The following is a 21,404-nucleotide window of genomic DNA, read 5'->3' on the forward strand; positions in this document are numbered from 1 at the left end:
CTCTCAATCCCTTCACCTCTTCACCTCTTTACCCCTTTACCCCTTCCCCCCTCCACCCCTCCACCCCTTCATCCCTTCATCCCTCCACCTCTTCATCCCCCACCCTTTTCACTCCCTCACCCCTTCCCCTTGCTTCCACCAAACGCCATGCCCAACTACTTAGACACTGCGATCGCGTCTTTCAACCAGGCCTTGTGGGAAGGATCTGGCATTTTGCCAGCCTGCGAAATGTTGGGGAATGTGTTGCAATCGATGGGACGGTTTGAAGAAGCCATGGATTGGCACACCCAGGCATTGCAACCGCATCACGATCGAGCCGCCTTGTTTGCGCGCTTAGGAAAACTGCATGCCCAGGAGCAACGCTGGATTGAGGCGATCGCTGCCTATGAGCAAGCCCTGAGTATTCAACCCGACTTGCCCGATGCGTATTGGAGTCTGGCAAACATTTATACCGAGTTGGGTAAATTGCCTGAAGAAGTGACCTGCCGCCAACGCGCCTTCACGCTGAACCCTGATTGGAAAACCCCAACCAATCTCTTTAATTTGGGGAATGTGTTGATGCCTCAAGGACGGGTGGCAGAAGCGATCGCTTACTATCAACAAGCCATTGAGCTAAAACCTGATTTTTTTGAAGCCTACTATAACTTAGCCGTTGCTCTGACTCAGCAAGAAGATATCCAGGCGGCGATCGCCAACTATCAACACGCTCTGTCACTGCAACCTGACCATATCGAATCGCACTGGGGACTGGGTAAAACGCTAGAAAAGCAAGGAGATTGGCAGGCTGCTATTCCCCATTTTCTCGCCGTTACCACCCAAAAACCTGATGCTGCCTGGGCGTATTATAGTACGGGCGATTGTTGTTTAAAACTAGGACAATTTGACGATGCCGCGCGCGCATTTCGAAACGCTATACAAAACGATCCAGATTACCCCTGGTCTTATCACAATTTACTCGAAGCGTTAGCCCAACAAGGGAAATGGGATGACGTCATTAATGTTGCCCGTCAGGTGATTGCCCTCAAACGCGACTACGCCTGGGCACATACATTTTTGGGACGCGCCCTTAATTTCAAAGGAGCCTTTGCCGATGCGATCGCCCAACACCAGCGAGCCTGTGACCTGCGCGGGTGGTATCAGTGTGCTGTCAACAATTACCAGTTTACCCAAGATTGGTTTTCCCACAACATTCCTAGCTGGCAGCAGCATCTTAAGACCTTTGCCCACACCCCCAACCTCAGTATTTTAGAAATCGGCAGTTATCAAGGAATGTCAGCCTGTTGGTTATTAGATAACGTGCTGACCCATACATCCTCTCGGCTCACCTGCATTGATCCCAACTTTCAAGATCAGTTTGAACGCAATCTGGCTAAAACAGGAGTTGCGCATAAAGTCACCCGACTTCTGGGCAACTCGCACGATCTGTTACCCACCCTCATTCCCAATAGCTACCAGGTGATTTATATCGATGGCTGCCACTTAGCCAACCATGTCCAGCAAGATGCAACGTTGTCGTGGCGATTACTTAAAGGAGGGGGCGTGATGATTTTCGATGATTATGAATGGCAAGATCCAGATTTTCCGGGGCAAGATCCCAAACTGGGAATCGATGCCTTTTTGTCGAGAGTTCAATCTCAAGCTGAAATCTTATATCGGTCTTATCAATTAATGATTCGCAAAATTGCTTGATGGGTTAGTTTTTTTGTTCACTTGATTCCTTATTCAAATAGTAAAGCCGTCCCTGAATCATGCTAAAACAGATTCGAAAATACTTTGCTAAACTCCGCCGAATATCTGACCATGAAGCAGATAGTATTGACCTGGGTGGCGCAATTGGACAAGGCTTGGAGCCTGTTACCATGAGCCTCAATGGTCAACCCTCAGAGCTTGAAGCACCGACAACAGCAGTGGCAAAACCAGCCCTGCTCGACGACTATTTGAAACAAGGACATCAATGCTTAGATCAGGGCAATTTAGAAGCAGCGATCGCCCACTATCAACACGCGATCGCCCTTAATCCTGATTCATCTGAAGCTTATCAATATCTTGCAGAAGCCCTCACCCACCAGGAAAATCTGACCGAAGCCGCCATCTGTTACCGCAAAGCGATCGAGTTAGCATCCAGACACCAGACACCCGTAGAGACGCGATTCATCGCATCTCAGCAAAATTCATCTGAAACATCCTTAACCGCGTCTCAGCAAAATTCGTTTGAAGCTTCCTCAATTGCGTCTGACCTACATTCACCCAAACCGCGATTCATTGCCTCTGACCAACAATTATCTGAAACACGATTCACCGTCTCTACCTCTGATGGAGAACAAGAATTAGCAGCAGAGACACAAGTGATTAAGAATGGTAGCCAGATCGATGTAGATTCCAATACCATTTCTCCTCATCCCTCTATTCCTTCATCCCCTCCACCCTCTCCATCCCTGCTTCAACATATTGAAATTGCGATCGCCGAAAAGCAATGGCATCAAGCGATCGACTTGTGTCATCAAGTATTAGAACAGCAACCCAGTGCCCAAGCTTATAAATTATTAGGGAATGCGCTACAAAGTACAGGGCAGGTTGTACAGGGGATAGACGCTTATCGTCAAGCGATCGCATTGCAACCTGATTGGGCAGAGGTTCATGCTAACCTGGGTAGTCTTCATGCCCAACAACAGCAATGGCAGGATGCGATCGCCTGTTATCAACAAGCCATTCAACTCAAACCTGATTTTGCCGGTGCTTACCGGAATCTGGCACGCATCTGGATGCATTTAAACGCAGCCGATCAAGCCGCAGATTGTTGGTATCAAGCACTGAGGCTAGAGCCGGAAAAGGTGCCGATTGAAGAACAAATCAATCTGGGTAATGCTCTCCTGAGTCAACAAAAAATTGAGCCTGCGATCGCCTGTTATCAAAGTGTGATTCAGCTTGCACCGGATACCGTTGGAGCCTATCAGAATCTGGCAGAAGCATTCGCTCAACAAGGACAATGGCAAGACGCAGTGGTTGCCTACCGTAAAGTGTTTGAAATCACAACGCTAAAGCACCCTGACGTTTCGTTGCCGGAACTCAACCAGCATGAGGCATCGGCTGATGGAGCGGCATTAACTTCATCTGCTCCACATCAAAAAGCTGAGTATGATGCCCAGAATTTGCTGCAAGCAACAGCAAGCTACTTGTCGAAAGCTCGATGGGATGAAGCGATCGCCGCTAGTGAAACGGTTTTGCAGCAATTGCAACCCAATCTGGTGCAAGTTTATCGCAATCTAGTCAATGCCTTCTACGCTAAACAGCAACTGGATGAAGCGATTCGCTATGGGCGGCGAGTGGTGGAATTAGAACCGGAGGTTGCGACTGATTGGTTGAATTTGGGTAGCCTCTACGCCCAACAGCAACAATGGCAACAGGCGATCGCCAGTTATCAACACGCGATCGATTTAGAACCAACCCTGGCAAGCGCTCATTGGAATCTAGCAAAAATCTGGGAACGATTGCAGCAATCAGAAGCAGCCGTTGATGCTTCTTTTCGGGCTTTGAGCTTGCGTCCTGATTGGGCAACTGCCGCAGAACATCTCAATTTAGGGCATCGTTTGGTACAACACGGCAAACTGGAATCTGCCAGTGCTTGCTATCGCCAAGCAACCCAATTGCAACCTACCAATGCTCAGGCACACTACGCCCTTGGAATTGTACTCACCCAGATCGGACAATTATCTGAAGCCGTAGAAGCACTACGGCAAGCAGTTCAACAAGACAGTCAAAATCATCACCATCATTTTGCTTTGGGGCAAGCTTTGGCAGCCCAGGGTGAGTGGGATGAAGCTATCGGTTGTTATCGACGCATGACCTTCTTAGACCCTGAAAATCCGCAAAACTATATAACACTGGCAGACGCCCTCACCCAGCGGCAAATTTGGGATCAAGTGATTGGCTGCTATCACAAGGTACTGGAACTGCAACCCAACAACTGGCATGTTCATCACAAATTGGGTGATGTCTTTAATCGGCAGCAGCAATGGCATAATGCAGTCCCAGCGTTTCAACGAGCACTGGAACTCAATCCCAATTTTTCCTGGTCTTACAACAATCTAGGAGACGCCTTCACGCATTTAGAGCGCTGGCGCGATGCTGTAGATGCCTACAAACGCGCGATCGCCCTCAAACCTGATTTCCATTGGTCGCATTACAACCTGGGTGATGCTGCAACCCAGCTGTCGGATTGGGATGAAGCGATCGCATCTTATCGTCGGGCGCTAGAATTGGTGCCGGATCTCAACCTGGCGTATACCAAACTCGGCGATGCTCTGCACCAGCGCACTCAGCGAGATATAAAAGATGCAGTGGCATGTTACCAAAAAGCGATTCAACATAATCCAGACGACGAAAAAAATTATCATAAAGTACTAGAAATTCAGCCCGATAATAGTGATCTTTATCTTCAGTTTGGCGTGTTATTAGAGAAGAAAGGACAGCACGATGAAGCGATCGCATGGTATCAGCTGGCACTTCAAGCACAGCCCGAAAGTGCTGCCATTTTAATCCGCTTAGGTCATCTGCTGCTGCAACAGAATCAAACAGAACAAGCCATTGTTTACTATCGCCGCTTCTTAAGCGTGACTTCCGATCAATCAGAACAAGTCCTTCCCATCTATCGCTGTCTCATTGAACTAGAACCCAACAATCATGAGTATCACCATATGTTGGCAGATGCATTAGCCAAACAAGGACAGGAGGAAGACGCGATCGCATCTTACCGTCGTGCTATTAATCTCAAGCCTGACTTTGCTCCGTCGTATCACAATATGGGCGACATCTTCCGCCAGCTAGAACAATTGGATGAAGCGATTAAAGCTTATTCTCAGGCGATCGAACTCAACCCTGATTTTTCCTGGTCATACCTGCACTTGGGCGATACCTTTGCTATGCAAGGAGAGATTGAACAAGCGAGTGATTACTATTACAAGGCACTCAAACTAGAACCCAAAATCTATAGTTAATAGTTCAACAGACATCTTCGCTTCGTTAGTTGAAAGTTGTATAGAATTTAATTGATATAATATCAATTCACTGAAAGTGAGTAACATTTGGAGATGTAGATGTATGGCTGAAAACTACTTACTGAATTTATATTGGATTAAGGTTGAAATTTAAATGCTAAGGATTTAAATTCAGAGGAGTTTATAAATTTATGGATTAATTTTTGAGTGCTAAAGTGAGTTTGATATAAGAAATTAAGCCAGAATTCTTCATCCCCTACCTTCATTTCTCGATTCCATAACAGGCGATAACAATAGCGAAGATATTCAGTTTTGAGATCGTTAGGAATAGTTGAAGAAAAATTTTGATTATTGTATCTTAGTCGGAATTCTTCAGAATTTAAAAACTGTTGAACCAACGACCTGGTGCTAATTATTTCATTATTGATTTTTTGAGTCCAATGCTGTTGACCCGACGGATCAGGCTCACGACCTAGAAGTAGTCTATAACAGTAAATAACATCTTGTTCACAAGCCATTTTATCTGAAAAAAATACTGATAATTTTTGTAGATTGAATTCTACAATTTCTAAATTTCTTTCGTACACTCGAAAGAAGGTTTCAACAGCTGCTTCGGGTGACAAAAACTTACTATAATAACGATAAGTAGGGTTAGTTGAAAACGTAAGGTGCAAGCCTGAGTGTACAGAAGGATAGATTGGAAAAGAGAGGAAATCTAAAGCTTCTGTGTCTTGCAGAGTCCTAATAGAACATTCCCAAGCTGAAATTCCCAACAAATCTAGAATTGAGTCGGCGACAAATTTTATAACGATTGAACCAGGATGATTAACTGTATGAAATAATCTATCCTTTTGGTAGTTTTGCCGGATAAATTCGGACAATTTAATGTCTAAATTGAATTCCCGTTTTGCCAATTCTGAGAGGGTAATGTTTAAACTGCGATGGATATACTGATCTGAATAAAAGTTATTTCTTTGAATCTGTTGGACTGTTTCTTGGATACTTTTACCCAGTGAAAAAAAGTAAAGAATATTTTTATCGTGCATGGGTAAAGGATTTTCAAAGTTTTTTCCATCTTTTTGATACAGATAAACCATTTCTGGGTTATATCCCGAAAAATAAGCGACCGGCATGGAGATAGAAAAACTTCCTGGCTTTAACAGACTCACTAAATACCGAGTTGAAAGTTGAGGAATTCCTTTGTAGTTATCGGATACAGGATGATAGATGAATAGATCAATCTCTGAAACTGATTTCTCTAAATCTGGTATATCTTGCTGATTTAATAAATAACACTTTAATGCCTGAGTGCGATAGGAAGCGGCAAACTCAGGACATTGATCAAGAAAATTCTTGATTGCTTTCGTTTGACAATTTCCGTAAAGCAGGCATCTCTTCATAGAGAAAATATGTGTTATCTAACAATCTTAAATATAGCGCTTTGCGCCCAGATGGATGAGGGTTGTAGGAACGTCGTGCGGAGCGCGGCTCTCCTACAACAACTTGTACTTCATGAAATTGAGACTTGCTATAATCAGCCAGTAAAAACGGGTGACGAAACGTGAAGCTTAGCTTAATCTGTTTCACCTCTCATATCTAGGAAGCATTGCTGTAGAAACTAAGTCATGTTGCACACTAAAGATGCTATCTACCAAAGGTGATAGCGTCATATTAAGGCTTCTAAATTCTAGTGAACTGCAAAAATTAATCACTAGATCTCTAATTGTGATATTTTCATTGGCTAAACGTTGTAACCAATACCTTTCCCCATCTTGATCTGGTTTTCGCCTCAAGAATAGACGATAACAATACCGGATATAATCTTTTCTAGATGATTGTTCAATATCTTGACACGATCGTTGTTCTAGTTGAGAGACTTTGAACTCGGGTGAAGCTATAAAAGCTGCAACGAGTGCTTCAACGGTAAAGATGTCATGCTGAATGCGTTGTATCCAAAAATCTTGACGATCTTGATTAGGTTCCTGTCCTAAGAACAGTCGATAACAATAAATAATATCTTCTTGACTCACCAACTCATTCACTGAAATTCCGAGCGATCGCGCACATTCAGTTTTGACCTTAAATTCACTGAGTTCGGCTTCAATCCGTTGAGTTGTCTTCTCCCAAGCTTTTGCCTGGAACTCAAAATAATGTCGGTTTAATTGAGTATCAGAACGGCGAAAAACTCTTGTATTAAACGTAGGTAATTCGGTTTCTAATTCACGAGTAAGACAATTCACATCCCGCCCTAAACTTTGCATACGATTTTGCCAGTTTTCCTGACAGATCATTGTAAAAATGAACTCTAACCGATCTTTCATCCTCAAACCAACTGTTTGTGGACTTAATAAAGATTGAATATCTTTAGCAGCTTTTGCTCCAATTTTCTTCGCTTTATCATTGTGTTCAAACACATAGCGCATTAATGAAGCGGCATGATCGATATCAGGATTTGCCCAAATACTTCCTTTGGGATAGGGTCCATCATCTTCGGTCGTCGTGATCAAGTCATACTTCACCAAAAAGCTATTGCCAACATTGGTAAACTCCAGCGTTGACGAGTAAGCTGTGGCAATGACAGGTTTACCGTAAAACATTGCCTCCGCTAAGGTCAAACCGAAGCCCTCTGCTCGATGTAAAGACACATAACAATCACAACTGTAAACTAAACCATGTAACTCTTCCTTTAAAAGATGTCCATCAATCAGATGAATCGACGGGTAGTCAAACACTTGATTGATCAGTTTTTCTCGCTTTTCAGGATAATGATGGGCATTAGAAAATTTCAGCACTAACATCACGTCTTGATGCGATTTACCGAAGGCTTGCTTAAATGCCTCAATGACGGCAAACGGATTTTTACGTCCGAGCGTACTATGAAAGTCGAACATGAACAGAAAGATGAATTTATCATCTGGCAATTTCAAATCTGCTCGACGAATAGTAGGTATTTGTAAATCGAGATTGAGCGGTACTTTAAAGACTGGAACAGGAGAAACAGGCGCAATACATTCTGCACAGTAACTACTGAATGTCCAGACTTCATCAAATAAATCAAAAGCAAAATTCCAATGAGGATTAAATTTGGTTAGTTCCCATCCCCAAAATCCAATATTGTAGCGATCGCGGAAGTAATCAGACCCCAATTTTTGGTATATGCTTAAATCAGGATTAATACTAAATAGATTAATGGGAAATGGATTTTCGTTTGTGAATTGGGTATAACTAGAGTCTAAATTTCGATGCCAGGGTACATCAAAATTAGAGATAACAAATGGAATATTTGCGGCTTCCAATGCTCTTAAATTAGACCGGGCACTTTCCCCTAGACCATACTCTCCGGTAATATTGCCAACTACATTTACGCCCAAAGATGGCGATCGCTGCTGTTTTGACATAGTCAAACTTCTCCTCGTGGCATCTAAAAATCTGTTCTAGACTTCGAATTCAAGTTGTAGTCTATCTAATTCTCTTTGAGCAGTTTGGGCTTGCTGTCGCCACCGCGTAACCTGATACCCAAACCATCGTTTGTCATCTAAAATATCTTGTACCTGAACAGCCTGGGCAATATATTCCAGACGATTTTTCATTTGTTGTCCAACCGCTTGCGGACTCAGGTGCAGTTTGACATCCTGTGCTGCTGTTGCTCCAATAGTTTGCGCTTCGGAATAGTGTTCAAATACATATCGCATTAACGACGCCGCATGATCCACATCCGGATCAGCCCAAGTACTGCCTTTAGGATAAAATCCATAATCTTCTGTTGTAGTGACCAAATCATATTGAACGAGAAAACTATTTCTAACGTTCATAAAGTCAATATTAGAAGAATAGGCTGTTGCAATCACGGGTTTTCCGTAGAACATTGCTTCAGCCATTGTGAATCCAAATCCTTCAGAACGATGTAATGAAACATAGCAATCACAGTGATAAACCAATGCATTTAACTCATCTCTTAAAAAATGTCGATCGATCACATGGATAGAGGAACAGGTGCCAATGGCTGTTTTTAACTGTTGTAGCTGTTGAGGATAAAGTTCAGCATTATGAAATTTAACAACTAGTGCAACCCTCTGGTCAAATGCATCAAATGCCTGTCTGAATGCTTTGATAGTGGCGATCGCATTTTTGCGTTCAAAAGAACTGCCGAAGTCAAACATAAACAGAAAAATGAACTGATCAGCCGATAACCCAAGTGCCTGTCGGCTAATTGTAATTTTGGGGAGATCGAGACTAGGCATCATTTTTAGAACTGGGATGGGTGAGACGCTTGAAATTGCTTCGACACAATAATTACTCATCGTCCAAATTTCATCAAAAAAATCAAACGCAAATTCCCATTCTGAGGGAAATTTAGGTAATTCCCAGAGCCAAAACCCGACGTTATAATGACCCTGAAAATAATCTGGACTAAGGATTTTAAATAACCCTTCATTAATTCCGTGATGCAACCAGTTAGGATTGGTTTGTACCAGGTTGATTGAATAAGGATTCTGGTCGGAAAATTGAGTGAACGTTTGATCGGTGTTAGAAACCGTAGGGATATAGAGATTATTTAATACGTAGGGAATTTCTGCTGCTTTGATGGCTCGAATACTTGATCGTACTCCCTCTGCCAAACCAAAATCACCGTTAATATGTCCTGCAACATTAATTCCAAAATTCATAATTCCGTCCCGTTAGTACTTTTATTTCTGTCAATCATATATTTTATTAACTAGACAAATATGAAATATCTAAAAATTCTTTAATTAGTACTCTTATTGTCAAACCTTCAGTCAAAATACGATTTAACCATTGAGAAAAATCGGTTTGTTCAGGTTCTTTCCCTAATAAGAAACGGTAGCAAAATACGATGTATTTTTCTATGTATTTTTGCTCTAAAAGATATAGCTTGCAACTCTCATTTAATTGATTAAATTCTTCAGAATTAATAAACTTTAGAACTAAATCTTCGACACAAATTTTTTCGTTTTTGATCCGTTCAATCCAATGATTTTTTCCTTCTAAGTCGGGTTCTCTCTCTAAAAAAAGATGGTAGCAACAATTAATATCTTCTTTAGTTGCAATTCTTCGCAAAAGCACACTGTCCGTGTTTTCTTCTCGATCCTTGCCTTTCCAGGCTAAAGAATGTGAAGTATCTGGTCTAGTTTTTTTAGTATTAAAAACTTGATCTCTAAGCTGAATCAGCTCCATTTGATGGTGATCTATTTGACTTCGAATTGAGTCTGAAGAATCCTGTTTTTTTTGACAATTATCAATTAAGCGTGATAAAAGCTCATAGATATAGTTCTCCTGATTTTTTGAATGTTCAATTTGCAGAAGAGATGTTTGTAAATATCTATATAATTGGTTCAAGCTATTGCATTCTCTTCGACGTACTGCTCGAAGCTCTAGAGCTTTTTCATAAAGCTCCATGTCTTGCCGGTTTGCAAAAGAAATTCTGTTGATTGTCTCTTGATCCGTCCATATCTCTTCACAATATTGAGAATATTCTGGAAATGGATTTTTATTTTCATAGCTAGTATTAACATTCTGCCAGTTTAATATAGCTGTTAGCTCAACAATGTCTTCTTCAAAAAAGTCTTGTATGCCAATAAAATGAAAACTCCTTAAATCTTTCACGATAACAGTCATCTGATTTCTCATTTCAGGCGTTTCTGAAAACTCAGATAAACTCATATAGTTCATGTTAAAAGGAAGAGTCTCTTTTGCTAGAGTTTTCCAGAAAAAGTAGTGAGAAATAAGCCGAGAGATAGGATGCCTGAGCCAAATAATTTTTTTTGCTTCAGGAAATTGAACATCATATTTATCGGAGTGAAAGTGTCCATGAATAACTTTTGTTTCTGATGTAAGTGGAGTCGTGTTTTCTGGACTTCTTGAATAGTCATAGTCATAGCAAATCTGGTGCCGTTCATAAATCTGTTCTAGAATTTTGCCGAAGGTGGTTCCTGCTGTTTTGGGTAGATGAACGGAAATGATGTCTACCATTTTCTTGAAAATTCCTTTCTAATCTTAAAAGGCTTTAGAAGCTAATACGTATTGGGTTAAATTTTTCCACTCTATGGTGTTGTTGAGCTGATGGATATCTAATCTCAAATTATATTCAGATGCATAGCGGGTGAAACTTCTTACCCATTGCAAAACCGTTTCTGTACGCGTAAAAGGAGTGTAGCGGAGGGCTTGTTTTAGATAGGCAGCCATTTCAACAAAATGGTGGGTGTAGTAGAGCCGCCATGCAATCCAAACAAGGGTGTGATAATAGCAGTCTGACTCGATTTGGCGCAGTGTCGGTGGCAGGTCTCTACGGGCAAAAAACTGTTGTCGCACCTCCCATGATTCTTTTGCTTGCAGCACAGTATTTAGAGAATCGTTGTGATCATGCTGTCGATACAACACGGTGATATGGCGTACCCAATCGGATGGGCACTCAACCAGCATCAGTCGTTGTAGCAAGTCTACATCACATGCCTGCTTAAAACGAGGATTGAAGCCATTGACTTGGGTTAGCCACTGATGTCGAAACATCATGGCACTGAGTAAAACGGGCATTCGCTGCACCCAACTGACCGGATCTAAGTTCGGGATTTCGTGCCACGGTTCGATGTTAGACAGCGATCGCTTTTGGGCATCTACCATTTGCCAACCGCTATGGACAATGCCGACATGGGGTTGTGTCTGGAAACAGTTGACTTGAAGTTCGAGTTTGTTGGGCAGCAGCACATCATCTTGATCTAAAAAGGCGATCCATTCTCCCTGGGCGTGTTTCAGTCCATGATTGCGTGCCACGGCAACGCCCTGATTGGGTTGGTAGTAATAGCGAATCCGGTTGAGATAGGGTTGTAATACCTCAGCCGTACGATCGCTTGAGCCATCATCAATCACAATCACTTCCAGATCAGAATAAGTCTGATTCAATACACTTTCGACTGCTTCAACAATAAAGCGATCGCCGTTGTATGCCGGAATAATAACGCTAACGTGGGGGGACATAAGATAAAGCAACGGGGAGCAGGAGCATTTTGAGGTGAGGCAGTTGTGAATAGGTATGCGTGTTCTACTGCCAACCGTCAATCGTTGATCGCTGAAGCGATTAGCTAAATGATATAACTAGCTCATTGATTGGCTTCTGCAAACGGATTGTGAGATAGCAATCCCCAATGGGGTGCGCCGCTCATAACCCGCCTATCTGGTAGCTCATTTAGGACTGCTATAGCAGAATTGGGCTGAACCTCTGTTGCGAATTTACCAACCCAACGCGTCATCATCATGGTTTCTAAGCTTTTCGATCGCCTACTGAACAGCCGATTTTGGGCATTGGCAGTCAAAGAAATTAGCCAGATTCTGCGAAATAAGCAATTGCTGTTTTTGCTGATGTTTCCGCCGACCATTCAACTACTTTTATACGGCTTTGCCCTCAATCCAGAGGTACATTTCCTCAAATTGGGAATTGTCGATTATGCCAACAGCCAGACCAGTCGAGAGTTGGTGGCAGCGATGACGGAAAATCAGCTCTTTGTTCCCTCCAGTTATTCGCTGGGTGAAAAACAAATTGCTGAGCAGGTGCGCAAAGGTGAAGTAACCGCTGGTCTGGTGATTCCGCCAGATTTCGATCGCAGCTTAGCCCGAGGAGAGTCTACCGAAGTACAGGTGTTGATTGATGGCGTAGATGCTAACACGGCTGGAATTGCTAGTGGCTACACGTCTCAAATTGTGGCGCAATTTAGCCGTCGTCTGACTCCCAATGCCCCAGCCAATCTGGTCGATCCAGAGGTAACATTTCTCTACAATCCGGGGTTAATTAGCAGTTGGTTTTTTGTACCGGGGATGATTGGTGTTGTCTTGACCCTAACCAGTTCGCTGGTGTCGTCGTCGGCAGTGGTGCGAGAAAAAGATACGGGTACGTTAGAGCAATTGCTCATGACGCCAGCAGAAGCCTGGGAAATTTTGTTGGCAAAGATTGTGCCGCTGTTTTTGTTGCTGATGGGCGATGTGTTGCTGGCGTTGGGGGTGGGTAAGTTGGTGTTTAATCTACCGTTTCGCGGTAGTTTGTCGTTGTTTTTGCTGGTGTCGGGGCTATACATCTGTGTGGGCATTGGCATCGGCATTTTTCTGGCAACCATTTCTAAAAGCCAGCAGCAGGTAGTGTTAACGTCCTTTTTTATCAACTTGCCGTTGATTCAAACCTCTGGTGCGATCGCCCCGATCGAAAGTATGCCAACTATTTTTCGCTATCTGTCGTTGATCAACCCGTTGCGTCATTATGTGGCGATCGTGCGGGGCTTTTTGCTTCGAGGGGTGGGGATTGAAGCCCTGTGGCAACATATTCTGGCATTGTCAATTTTTGCCGTTTTATTGCTGGCATTAAGTGCCCGACAGTTTCGGCGACAGTTGAGTTAAATGGGCGATCGCTCACCCCTGATGAACTGGCACAACAGACTCAGCTCAGCCCAGACCCGATCAATGCAGCAGTGCAAACTCTAGAGCAGCATGATGTGATTCATTTAGAAGGCGATCGCTATACTTACACGGTCGAACTAATGCGCCGCTGGGTTGAAATGAAACAATAGAATAAAAATGCTTATCCCATCCGCATCAGCACTTCAGATTCCCAGCATTTTTGAAAATGCCGGGAATCTTGGAAAATAGACATAGCTATATTTTTGATCTAAGAGATAACGCAATGACTAACACCAGAGAACAACTCATTCAAGAACTTGACCAAATTCCTGATTCTCTTGTGCAGGAAGTCTTAGACTTTTTACTCTTCATCAAAATTCGTTTGAAGTACAAAATCAAAGAAGAACAAACCGCTAATTTACAGCAAACCCCTCGTCTTCCATCCTTTTTACAATTTGTTGAAGAAATCAGTGCTCAAATTCCGTTAGAAGAGTGGGAAAAGTTACCTAAAGATCTGTCCAAACACTAGAGATTCTCGACGCTTTGACCCACGACAAACATTTTGAGCAAGCTGGCTTTGTTGCGTTACTGCGGTGATGGAGCGATCGCCAACATTTTTTTCACAGATACTTTTCACAGATATAGCGATTTCAATCGCTCACAACAATAACGATGATTTACTCAAGTGCAAGGCGCTGTAAAACCCAATGATCGAAAATTTATCTTGTCGTGGCAATCAATTTTGTCTTGAGATTGACCTGATAGTATGTTGTTAAGGATCGTAAATTTAAGTTAAGACACCCCCAAGACTAACGCAATTCCGGCATATTCAGTGCCTGTTTGGTGGGGGCTTGGGTGAAGCCCATCTCCATGCCGAGTATTCAATGCATCGGTTCTAACCCGATTTATGTTAGGGCATGGTTTAAAACTCGCTAAGAAAGTTGTTTTTTCGTGCGCGAAGCGCACGAAAAAACAACTTTTAAAGCAGACTCTAGGGTTTGACACATTTACGATTCGACAGCGATTGATTACGCCTGAACCGTATTGAATAAATTTTGATCCAGATGCCTTGCTTCTACCCCGCTCACTTGGCGATCGCCCCTCTGATTTTAGGTTTGCTGTTTGGTGCATCGGGATGCACGACCCTATCCGACGGGGAAGCCCGTGCCCAGGCTCCCAACCAGGAGCAAGCCGATGGTACAGTTGCCGTTGAAACAGCGATCGCGGCGACAGGTTCCCTCGAAGAACGGATTGAATATACCGGAACCACTCAACCGATTCGGCAGGTGTCACTGCGGGCACAGGTTGAAGGTCGGTTACTTAACTTGCTGGTGGATGTCGGTGATCCGGTGACTTCGGGGCAGATCGTTGCCCAACTGGACGATCGGATTTTATTAACAGAAGTCAACGAGGCACAGGCAGAACTGGCATCGTTGCAATCGGAAGTCGCGCAAGCAGACGCAGAGGTGAGTGATGCCGAGGCGCAGGTCGAACGGGCGCGGGTCGAACTCCAGCAAGCCAGAATAGATGCCGAGCGGTTTCAGTCTTTGTCGGGTGATGGAGCCATTACTCTGCAACAAGCCGAACAAGCCCAAACCAGTAGGCTAGCGGCAGAACAAGAATTGCGATCGGCAGAAGAACAAGTGCGGACACGCCAGCAAGCGGTGATAGCGGCTCAGGGTCGGGTACGGGCACAGGCGGCAGTGGTGGCACAAAATCAGGAACGTCAGGCGTATACAGCGATCGCCGCTCCTATTACAGGTGTGGTGCTGGAGAAAGTGACAGAGCCAGGAAACTTGATTCAGCCCGGAAATGAGCTGTTGAAGCTGGGCGACTTTAGTGCCATCAAAGTGTTGGTGCAGGTGTCGGAACTGGATTTGAGTGGCATCCGCGTGGGGCAACCCGCCACCGTCACATTGGATGCTTTTCCCGATCAAGACTTTAGTGGACGTGTATCGCGCATTTCTCCGGCAGCAGATCCAACGGCTCGGCTGATTCCAGTTGAAGTGACGTTGCCCAATCAGGGCGATCGCATCGGTAGCGGGTTACTGGCGCGGGTGCAATTTCTCCAGTCTGCCAGCAATTTGATTGTGATCCCCCAAAGTGCGCTGGAAGTGGTCGGCGATGATAATTCCACGACCCTGTTTGTCGTGCAAGGCGACGGCGATCAAGCCAAGGCGATCGCCCGTCGGGTTCAGATCGGCAATGCTGCCAACGGTCAGGTCGAAATTCGCTCGGGGCTACAACCCGGAGACGCGATCGTGGTGCGTAGTAGTGGGACTCTGAGCGATGGTCAAACGGTGCGCCTGAGCATTCTTTCGGAAACTGAAACTCGTCCTAATTAAAACTGCCATGCAAATCCTTAAATCGTCAGGATTTAGTCTGAGTGCGATCGCCATTCGCCGACACATCGGCATCTTAATGCTGACGCTGGCTGTAATTGGCTTGGGCGTGTTTTTTCTACCCCGTCTGCCGGTCGATCTGCTGCCCTCTATCACCTATCCACGGATTGGCTTGCGGCTCGATGCACCGGGGGTATCTCCAGAAGTGGCGGTGGACGAAATTACCCGTCCCCTCGAACAAGCCTTTTCTGCTACCGAGGGGGTGGATCAGGTCTTTTCTCAAACCCGTGAAGGGCGTGTCAGTATTGACCTGTTTTTTCAACCGGGGGGGGATATCGACCAGGCATTGAATGATGCCACAGCATCGCTCAACCGCGCCAGAGGGCAGCTGCCTGATACGGTCGAACAACCGCAATTGTTTAAGTTTGATCCGTCTCAACTACCCGTTTACGAGTTTGCCTTAACCTCTCCTTCGCTGCGGGGTGTGGATCTGCGCGTCTTTGCCGATGAAGAACTAGAACGCGAATTGAGTATCGTTCCGGGGGTCGCCAGTGTAGACATATCGGGAGGACTGCAAGAAGAAGTGCAGGTCAACCTGGATTTACGTCGTATGCAGACCTTAGGTATTGGGCTGAATACCGTCTTAGATGCCTTAGCGGAGCGTAATCAAGATACCTCAGGTGGACGAATCCGAGGCGGCACCAGTGAGCCGTTGACTCGTACTGTAGGACGTTTTTCTGATCCTCAAGAAATCCGTAATTTGTCGTTTGCTATCACCGGGTCTGATCCACCCCAACGGGTCTATCTGCGGGACTTTGCTGACGTCATTGATGGCACCGAAGAAGAACGGGTTTTTGTATCGCTCAACGGCACGCCAGCGGTAAAAGTCAGCATCCAAAAACAACCGGATGCCAATACCGTGAATGTTGTTGCAGCCGTCAAACAAAAGCTGGCAGATCTGCAAGCCGCAGGATTGGTGCCGCAAGATTTGGTGTTGACCTCGACGTTGGATGAATCAAGGTTTATTCAAGATTCGATCGCCAATGTGGTGTCTGCCGGATTGTCGGGTACTGTCTTAGCGGCGATCGCCGTTCTCCTATTTTTAGGGTCACTGCGTCAGACCTTCATCATTGTTGTCTCGATTCCCCTGGCAACTCTGGCAGCGATTTTGCTGATGTACTTTTTTGGGTTGTCTCTCAATGTCTTTAGCCTGGGCGGATTAGCGCTTGGCGTCGGCATTGTGGTAGATAACTCCATTGTCATGTTGGAGAATATTGTCCAGGGGGTCAGCCAGTCAGCCCAGAGCAATGGCAACGGGGCAAATGGCAATGGCAATGGCAACAGTAATGGAGCAAATGGCTCTCTTAATCGGGATGCTGTATCGCGATCGCATCTGATTGATCAGGCTGAACACAGTAGTCAAGAAGTGGAGTCGGCTCTGGTGGCATCGACGGCTACCAACCTGGCGGCCGTTGTCCCGTTTTTGTTAATTGGTGGCTTTTTTGCGCTGCTGTTTAGCGAACTGATTTTGACCATCAGTTTTGCCGTTGCCGCATCGTTGTTAGTGGCGCTAACCGTGGTGCCGATGCTGGCTTCGCGATTGCTGACGGTGTCTTATAGTAGCCAGTTTGCCAATCTTTGGCTGCTGCGTGGGTTTCGCTACCAGGTCGAAGGCATGATCCGCAATTATCGCCGATTGTTGGCACGGGTTTTGCACCACCGACTCTGGGTGGTTGCGATCGCCATCCTCGTTTTAGGAGGTAGCAGCATTCTCATGGCACGCCACATTCCCCAGGAAATTTTGCCACAAATCAACACCGGACAGGCGCGGCTGTTTGCCCAACTGCCACCCGGCACACCCCTGCAAGATAACCGCACTGTCATGACCGCCGTTGACCAATTGTTGTTAGCTCAACCTGAGACTGAGTCGGTGTTTTCGACGGCTGGTGGGGCGATATTTGGCAACAGCACCACCGAAAATCCGTTACGGGGTTCGAGTACCATCAAGCTCAAACCGGGTACTGACGTAGAAGCTTTTGTAGATCGGGTATCCAGCCAATTTGAGCAGTTGAATTTAGTGGGTACACGTTTGCGTATGTCACCCGAATCGGTGCGCGGTTTAATTCTCAACAACTCTCCCGTGCGGGCTGACATTGATGTGGGACTTCAGGGAGAAGACAGCCGCCTGCTGCAAGAAACCGGATTGCAAGTGTTGGAGTTGCTTGACCAACGTGTTAACCTGGCGCAATTTCGCCCTGATGCCGACCAAGCCCAGCCTGAAATTCAGATTCGTCCCGATTGGGAACGCGCCTCTGCTCTCGGTCTGACCGCTAGAGACCTGGGTGAAACGATCCAAACGGCACTTCAGGGGCTGGTTCCGACCCAATTGCAACGGGGCGATCGCCTGGTCGATATCCGCGTTCAAATCGACCGGACGACGATCCAAAATCCCGAGCAACTCTTACAATTACCCGTTTTCACCAGCAACAATGACCTGGTGCAACTGGGAAATGTAGCACAGATCGACCTGGCTAGGGCACCGGGTGAAATCCAGCGGATTAACCAGCGACAGGTGTTTATGATAGCCGGAACCCTGAGCGAAGGGGCTAGCCTGAGTACGGCGCTCAATCAAGTTGAACAAGCGTTAGCAGAGTTAGAACTGCCGCCGGGTATTGCCCTGTTGTCGAGCGCCAGTGCCGAAAGTAATCAAGAAATTCAGCGATCGCTGTCTTTGCTTGGCGGATTAGCGGCGTTCCTGGTGTTTATCGTCATGGCAGTGCAATACAACTCGTTGGTCGATCCGCTGGTCATCATGCTCACTGTTCCCCTGGCACTGGCAGGCGGAATTTTGGGATTGTTTATCACCCAGACGGCGATCGGAGCGACTGTGATTGTGGGTGCTGTCTTGCTGGTCGGCATCGTGGTCAACAACGCCATCATTATGGTGGAACTGGCAAACCAGTTGCGCGAACAGCAGCAGATCGATGCTCAGACTGCCATCCTGGAAGCGGCTCCGCAACGCCTTCGCCCTATTCTGATGACCACCATTACCACTGTTTTAGGGATGTTTCCCTTAGCGCTAGGCATTGGTCAGGGGTCAGAATTTTTGCAACCGTTGGGGGTTGTTGTATTTTCGGGTCTTTCCGTCGCTACCCTGCTGACTCTATTTATCATCCCTTGCTTTTACACTCTCTTTCACACACACCACCCCAGGCGTTGGCTGCGCCAGTTACGCAAGCCGATGCAACGGCAACCCATCAGCCGTTGATCCGGGTCTGCTGGTTTACTCCACGACTTTCAGCAAACCCCACTGCAAACGATCCATTACCTCTCTTACTTGCAACAGATCCTCACTACTCAGAGCCAAGCCTTCCGATCGCATGGCACCATGCAGCAATCTTTCATCAACGCGAGTAATTTTGCCAGTCCGAAGAATATTGCGAACGGCGTGTTGAATGTTGGTTTGGGCGTGTCGAGAAGCCATAGGTATCATCACGAAATCTTTACAAACGGTCGGGGCGCTTATATTTATAGGTTCCCCTATTTATCCGGGTTCAACCTCCTCCTATCGGGATCATCCACCCGGATGATACATATGAATTGTTGATGAAGCGATCGCCCATGTTGGGCAGGAATTAAAGAAAGAATGTACTGCACTCCGGCTCCCCGACGCCTGTGGGGAGACGGGGTTGGGGGATGAGGGTTAATCTCGATATGGGTGTCGAATGACCCACTCGGTTTTAATTTGGCTGAAATCCTGAGGTTCCCATCATGTCTGCGATCGCAATGCCCGAATTGTGGCGATCGCCTGGTCTGCGACGTGATCGATCTCGTCTGCTGTATTAAACCGTCCGATGCCAAACCGAATCGAGGCATAGGCAAGATCGGGCGATCGCCCCAGTGCTGCTAACACATGAGACGGTTCCATCTTGGCAGAGGTGCAAGCCGACCCCGATGAAACCGCGACAAAAGGTTGCAATCCCAATATCAACGCCTGACCATCGACCCCAGCCACACTGACATTGAGATTCCCAGGCAGACGTTGCTGGGCATGACCGTTGAGAATCATCCCATCCAGGGTTTGCAGTTGACTCCAAAGGCGATCGCGCCATGCCGCTAACCGTTTTGATTCCGCTGCCATTTCGGCAATTCCCAGGCTAACAGCAGCAGCAAAGCCGACGATCTGCGGAGTGGGTAATGTCCCCGATCGCATCCCGCGCTCATGTCCTCCCCCATGCAGTTGCGCTGCCAATTGCACTCTCGGATTGCGCCGCCGCACATACACGGCACCAATTCCTTTGGGACCATAGATTTTGTGAGCCGTCAACGACATCAGATTAATCTGCATGGCATCTACATCCAGCGGCACTTTGCCAATGGCTTGGGCAGCATCGGTATGAAAAAACACTTGATGCGCTCTGCACAATGCCCCAATCTCTGCCAGAGGTTGGAGTACACCGATTTCATTATTGGCTGCCATCACTGAAACCAACACGGTATCGGGACGAATGGCGGTTTCTAATACATTCAAGTCCAGTACGCCATCGGCTTGCACAGGCAGAATAGTAATTTCAAATCCCAGAGATTGCAAATACCGATAGGGATCGAGAACGGCATTGTGCTCTGTGGCAACGGTGATGAAATGCCGACCGTGGGCAAGATACGCTTCAGCAATGCCCTTGATTGCCAGGTTGTTGGCTTCAGTCGCACCGCTGGTAAAGACGATTTCTTCAGGGGTTGCCCCAATTGCCGTGGCGATCGCCTCTCGGGCTTGGGTAACGGCGGCTTCGGCTGCCCAGCCATAGGCATGGGTGACGCTGGCAGGGTTGCCAAAATGCTCTGTGAAGTAGGGCAGCATCGCGTTCAATACCCTTGGATCGACAGGAGTGGTGGCGTGGCAGTCGAGGTAAATCGGGCGATGCAGCATAAGTTTCAGACAAAATCACATTCGTTAGAACGGGTGATGTGTGGAACAGCGTCGCAGAGCGGCGCTGTTCCACACATCACCATCCCGGTTCTGAGCGCGTAGCCCTATAGCTATCCTAAGGATCATGGATTAAAAAATAAGATCGAATATTTAATCGTTTGAAGGGGCGAACGGCCGTTCGCCCGTACAACAAATCATCGGAGTTATTTAATTCCCATTCCTAAGAGGGAATTTGCTCAAGCGAACGATGTGCGCCACCCTCAGCAAGTTACGTAACATCAAATCTTGATAAATAACTCAGTAAATTCCCTAAGAAGATAAAAGGCGTATGTCAGAATAGGAAATTCAAAACATCATAATCTGACATATTCTTTGTCCCCCACTCGAAGAAACCCATCCGCGATCATCCCAAACCCTCAGGGTTGATCCAGGCTGGTTCACTGACAAAACTCAAATGCCCTCACCGTTCGGCTGAGTGACTATAAAAACACCTGAGGTGCGTTATGGCTAACGCTTAGGATCACAGATTAATTAACTTGTAATTCTTTTTGAGAGAGATGCGGCTCCGCCGCATCTCTCTCAAAAAGAATCGGATTTTATGAAATCCACGATCCTCAACACACCTGATGAAGGGGGATATTATTTCTTTGCAAATCTCTTAGGATCACACATTCAATAAGCCCCGGACCTTTATTTTTGGCAGCACGGCGTCGCCGCGCTGCCAAAAATAAAGGTTAGAGA

The 21,404-nt window shown here is 45.9% G+C and carries 14 protein-coding genes; 7 read left to right on the top strand and 7 right to left on the bottom strand.

All coding sequences use genetic code 11. From position 1 onward, the window contains the following. Positions 1-147: 147 nt before the first annotated feature. Entirely contained in the window at positions 148-1,689 is a 1,542-nt protein-coding gene (locus ACR6Z4_RS27115) for a tetratricopeptide repeat protein (protein WP_479720466.1), read from the top strand. A gap of 59 nt (positions 1,690-1,748) precedes the next feature. After that, positions 1,749-4,994: a tetratricopeptide repeat protein gene (locus tag ACR6Z4_RS27120; RefSeq protein ID WP_479720467.1), complete on the top strand. Its 3,246-nt coding sequence runs from the start codon at positions 1,749-1,751 to the stop codon at positions 4,992-4,994. Between the two features lie 137 nt (positions 4,995-5,131). On the opposite strand, the gene ACR6Z4_RS27125 is transcribed toward ACR6Z4_RS27120, so the two are convergent. From ACR6Z4_RS27125 to ACR6Z4_RS27145, 5 genes are all read right to left on the bottom strand, one after another. Continuing rightward, a complete protein-coding gene (locus ACR6Z4_RS27125; RefSeq protein WP_479720468.1) occupies positions 5,132-6,394 on the bottom strand; it encodes a WcbI family polysaccharide biosynthesis putative acetyltransferase in 1,263 nt (420 codons plus the stop codon). 183 nt (positions 6,395-6,577) lie between these two features. Further along, on the bottom strand, positions 6,578-8,392 hold the full coding sequence (locus tag ACR6Z4_RS27130; RefSeq protein WP_479720469.1) for a DUF4214 domain-containing protein: 1,815 nt from the start codon (positions 8,390-8,392) through the stop codon (positions 6,578-6,580). Positions 8,393-8,428: 36 nt separating this feature from the next. After that, the gene (locus tag ACR6Z4_RS27135) at positions 8,429-9,661 is read right to left on the bottom strand and encodes a glycosyltransferase (RefSeq protein ID WP_479720470.1); all 1,233 of its coding nucleotides are present in this window, start codon (positions 9,659-9,661) and stop codon (positions 8,429-8,431) included. A 46-nt stretch (positions 9,662-9,707) separates the two neighbouring features. Continuing rightward, complete coding sequence (locus ACR6Z4_RS27140) at positions 9,708-10,985, bottom strand: DUF4214 domain-containing protein (protein ID WP_479720471.1); 1,278 nt, start codon at positions 10,983-10,985, stop codon at positions 9,708-9,710. 24 nt (positions 10,986-11,009) lie between these two features. Beyond that, the gene (locus tag ACR6Z4_RS27145) at positions 11,010-11,987 is read right to left on the bottom strand and encodes a glycosyltransferase (protein WP_479720472.1); all 978 of its coding nucleotides are present in this window, start codon (positions 11,985-11,987) and stop codon (positions 11,010-11,012) included. Positions 11,988-12,263: 276 nt separating this feature from the next. Between ACR6Z4_RS27145 and ACR6Z4_RS27150 the strand changes: the two genes are divergently transcribed. The 5 genes from ACR6Z4_RS27150 (at position 12,264) to ACR6Z4_RS27170 (ending at position 19,004) form a co-directional block, all read left to right on the top strand. Then, positions 12,264-13,394, top strand: a complete 1,131-nt coding sequence (locus tag ACR6Z4_RS27150) for an ABC transporter permease (protein WP_479720473.1) — start codon at positions 12,264-12,266, stop codon at positions 13,392-13,394. Further along, positions 13,310-13,564, top strand: a complete 255-nt coding sequence (locus tag ACR6Z4_RS27155) for a hypothetical protein (RefSeq protein ID WP_479720474.1) — start codon at positions 13,310-13,312, stop codon at positions 13,562-13,564. Before ACR6Z4_RS27150 ends, ACR6Z4_RS27155 begins: the two co-directional genes overlap by 85 nt. Positions 13,565-13,677: 113 nt before the next feature. After that, the gene (locus ACR6Z4_RS27160) at positions 13,678-13,923 is read left to right on the top strand and encodes a hypothetical protein (protein ID WP_479720475.1); all 246 of its coding nucleotides are present in this window, start codon (positions 13,678-13,680) and stop codon (positions 13,921-13,923) included. 535 nt (positions 13,924-14,458) lie between these two features. Then, a complete protein-coding gene (locus tag ACR6Z4_RS27165) occupies positions 14,459-15,739 on the top strand; it encodes an efflux RND transporter periplasmic adaptor subunit (protein WP_479720476.1) in 1,281 nt (426 codons plus the stop codon). 7 nt (positions 15,740-15,746) lie between these two features. Next, positions 15,747-19,004 (top strand): efflux RND transporter permease subunit, encoded by a 3,258-nt coding sequence (locus ACR6Z4_RS27170; RefSeq protein ID WP_479720477.1) that lies wholly within the window; start codon positions 15,747-15,749, stop codon positions 19,002-19,004. A gap of 15 nt (positions 19,005-19,019) precedes the next feature. On the opposite strand, the gene ACR6Z4_RS27175 is transcribed toward ACR6Z4_RS27170, so the two are convergent. Then, positions 19,020-19,220 carry a hypothetical protein gene (locus ACR6Z4_RS27175; protein WP_479720478.1) on the bottom strand — a complete coding sequence of 67 codons (201 nt, stop codon included), beginning with the start codon at positions 19,218-19,220 and terminating at the stop codon, positions 19,020-19,022. Positions 19,221-19,505: 285 nt separating this feature from the next. Further along, the gene (locus tag ACR6Z4_RS27180; protein WP_479720479.1) at positions 19,506-20,663 is read right to left on the bottom strand and encodes a cysteine desulfurase family protein; all 1,158 of its coding nucleotides are present in this window, start codon (positions 20,661-20,663) and stop codon (positions 19,506-19,508) included. Between the last annotated feature and the right edge of the window lie 741 nt (positions 20,664-21,404).

This window comes from Calyptranema fuscum S582, from assembly GCF_055793305.1.

Bases quoted from the DNA above. Each gene is read 5' to 3' on its own strand.
- ACR6Z4_RS27165 (WP_479720476.1), top strand. From the start codon at position 14,459: ATGCCTTGCTTCTACCCCGCTCACTTGGCGATCGCCCCTCTGATTTTA.
- ACR6Z4_RS27175 (WP_479720478.1), bottom strand. From the start codon at position 19,220: ATGGCTTCTCGACACGCCCAAACCAACATTCAACACGCCGTTCGCAAT.
- ACR6Z4_RS27140 (WP_479720471.1), bottom strand. From the start codon at position 10,985: ATGGTAGACATCATTTCCGTTCATCTACCCAAAACAGCAGGAACCACC.
- ACR6Z4_RS27125 (WP_479720468.1), bottom strand. From the start codon at position 6,394: ATGAAGAGATGCCTGCTTTACGGAAATTGTCAAACGAAAGCAATCAAG.
- ACR6Z4_RS27160 (WP_479720475.1), top strand. From the start codon at position 13,678: ATGACTAACACCAGAGAACAACTCATTCAAGAACTTGACCAAATTCCT.
- ACR6Z4_RS27130 (WP_479720469.1), bottom strand. From the start codon at position 8,392: ATGTCAAAACAGCAGCGATCGCCATCTTTGGGCGTAAATGTAGTTGGC.
- ACR6Z4_RS27115 (WP_479720466.1), top strand. From the start codon at position 148: ATGCCCAACTACTTAGACACTGCGATCGCGTCTTTCAACCAGGCCTTG.
- ACR6Z4_RS27120 (WP_479720467.1), top strand. From the start codon at position 1,749: ATGCTAAAACAGATTCGAAAATACTTTGCTAAACTCCGCCGAATATCT.
- ACR6Z4_RS27135 (WP_479720470.1), bottom strand. From the start codon at position 9,661: ATGAATTTTGGAATTAATGTTGCAGGACATATTAACGGTGATTTTGGT.
- ACR6Z4_RS27145 (WP_479720472.1), bottom strand. From the start codon at position 11,987: ATGTCCCCCCACGTTAGCGTTATTATTCCGGCATACAACGGCGATCGC.
- ACR6Z4_RS27180 (WP_479720479.1), bottom strand. From the start codon at position 20,663: ATGCTGCATCGCCCGATTTACCTCGACTGCCACGCCACCACTCCTGTC.
- ACR6Z4_RS27170 (WP_479720477.1), top strand. From the start codon at position 15,747: ATGCAAATCCTTAAATCGTCAGGATTTAGTCTGAGTGCGATCGCCATT.
- ACR6Z4_RS27150 (WP_479720473.1), top strand. From the start codon at position 12,264: ATGGTTTCTAAGCTTTTCGATCGCCTACTGAACAGCCGATTTTGGGCA.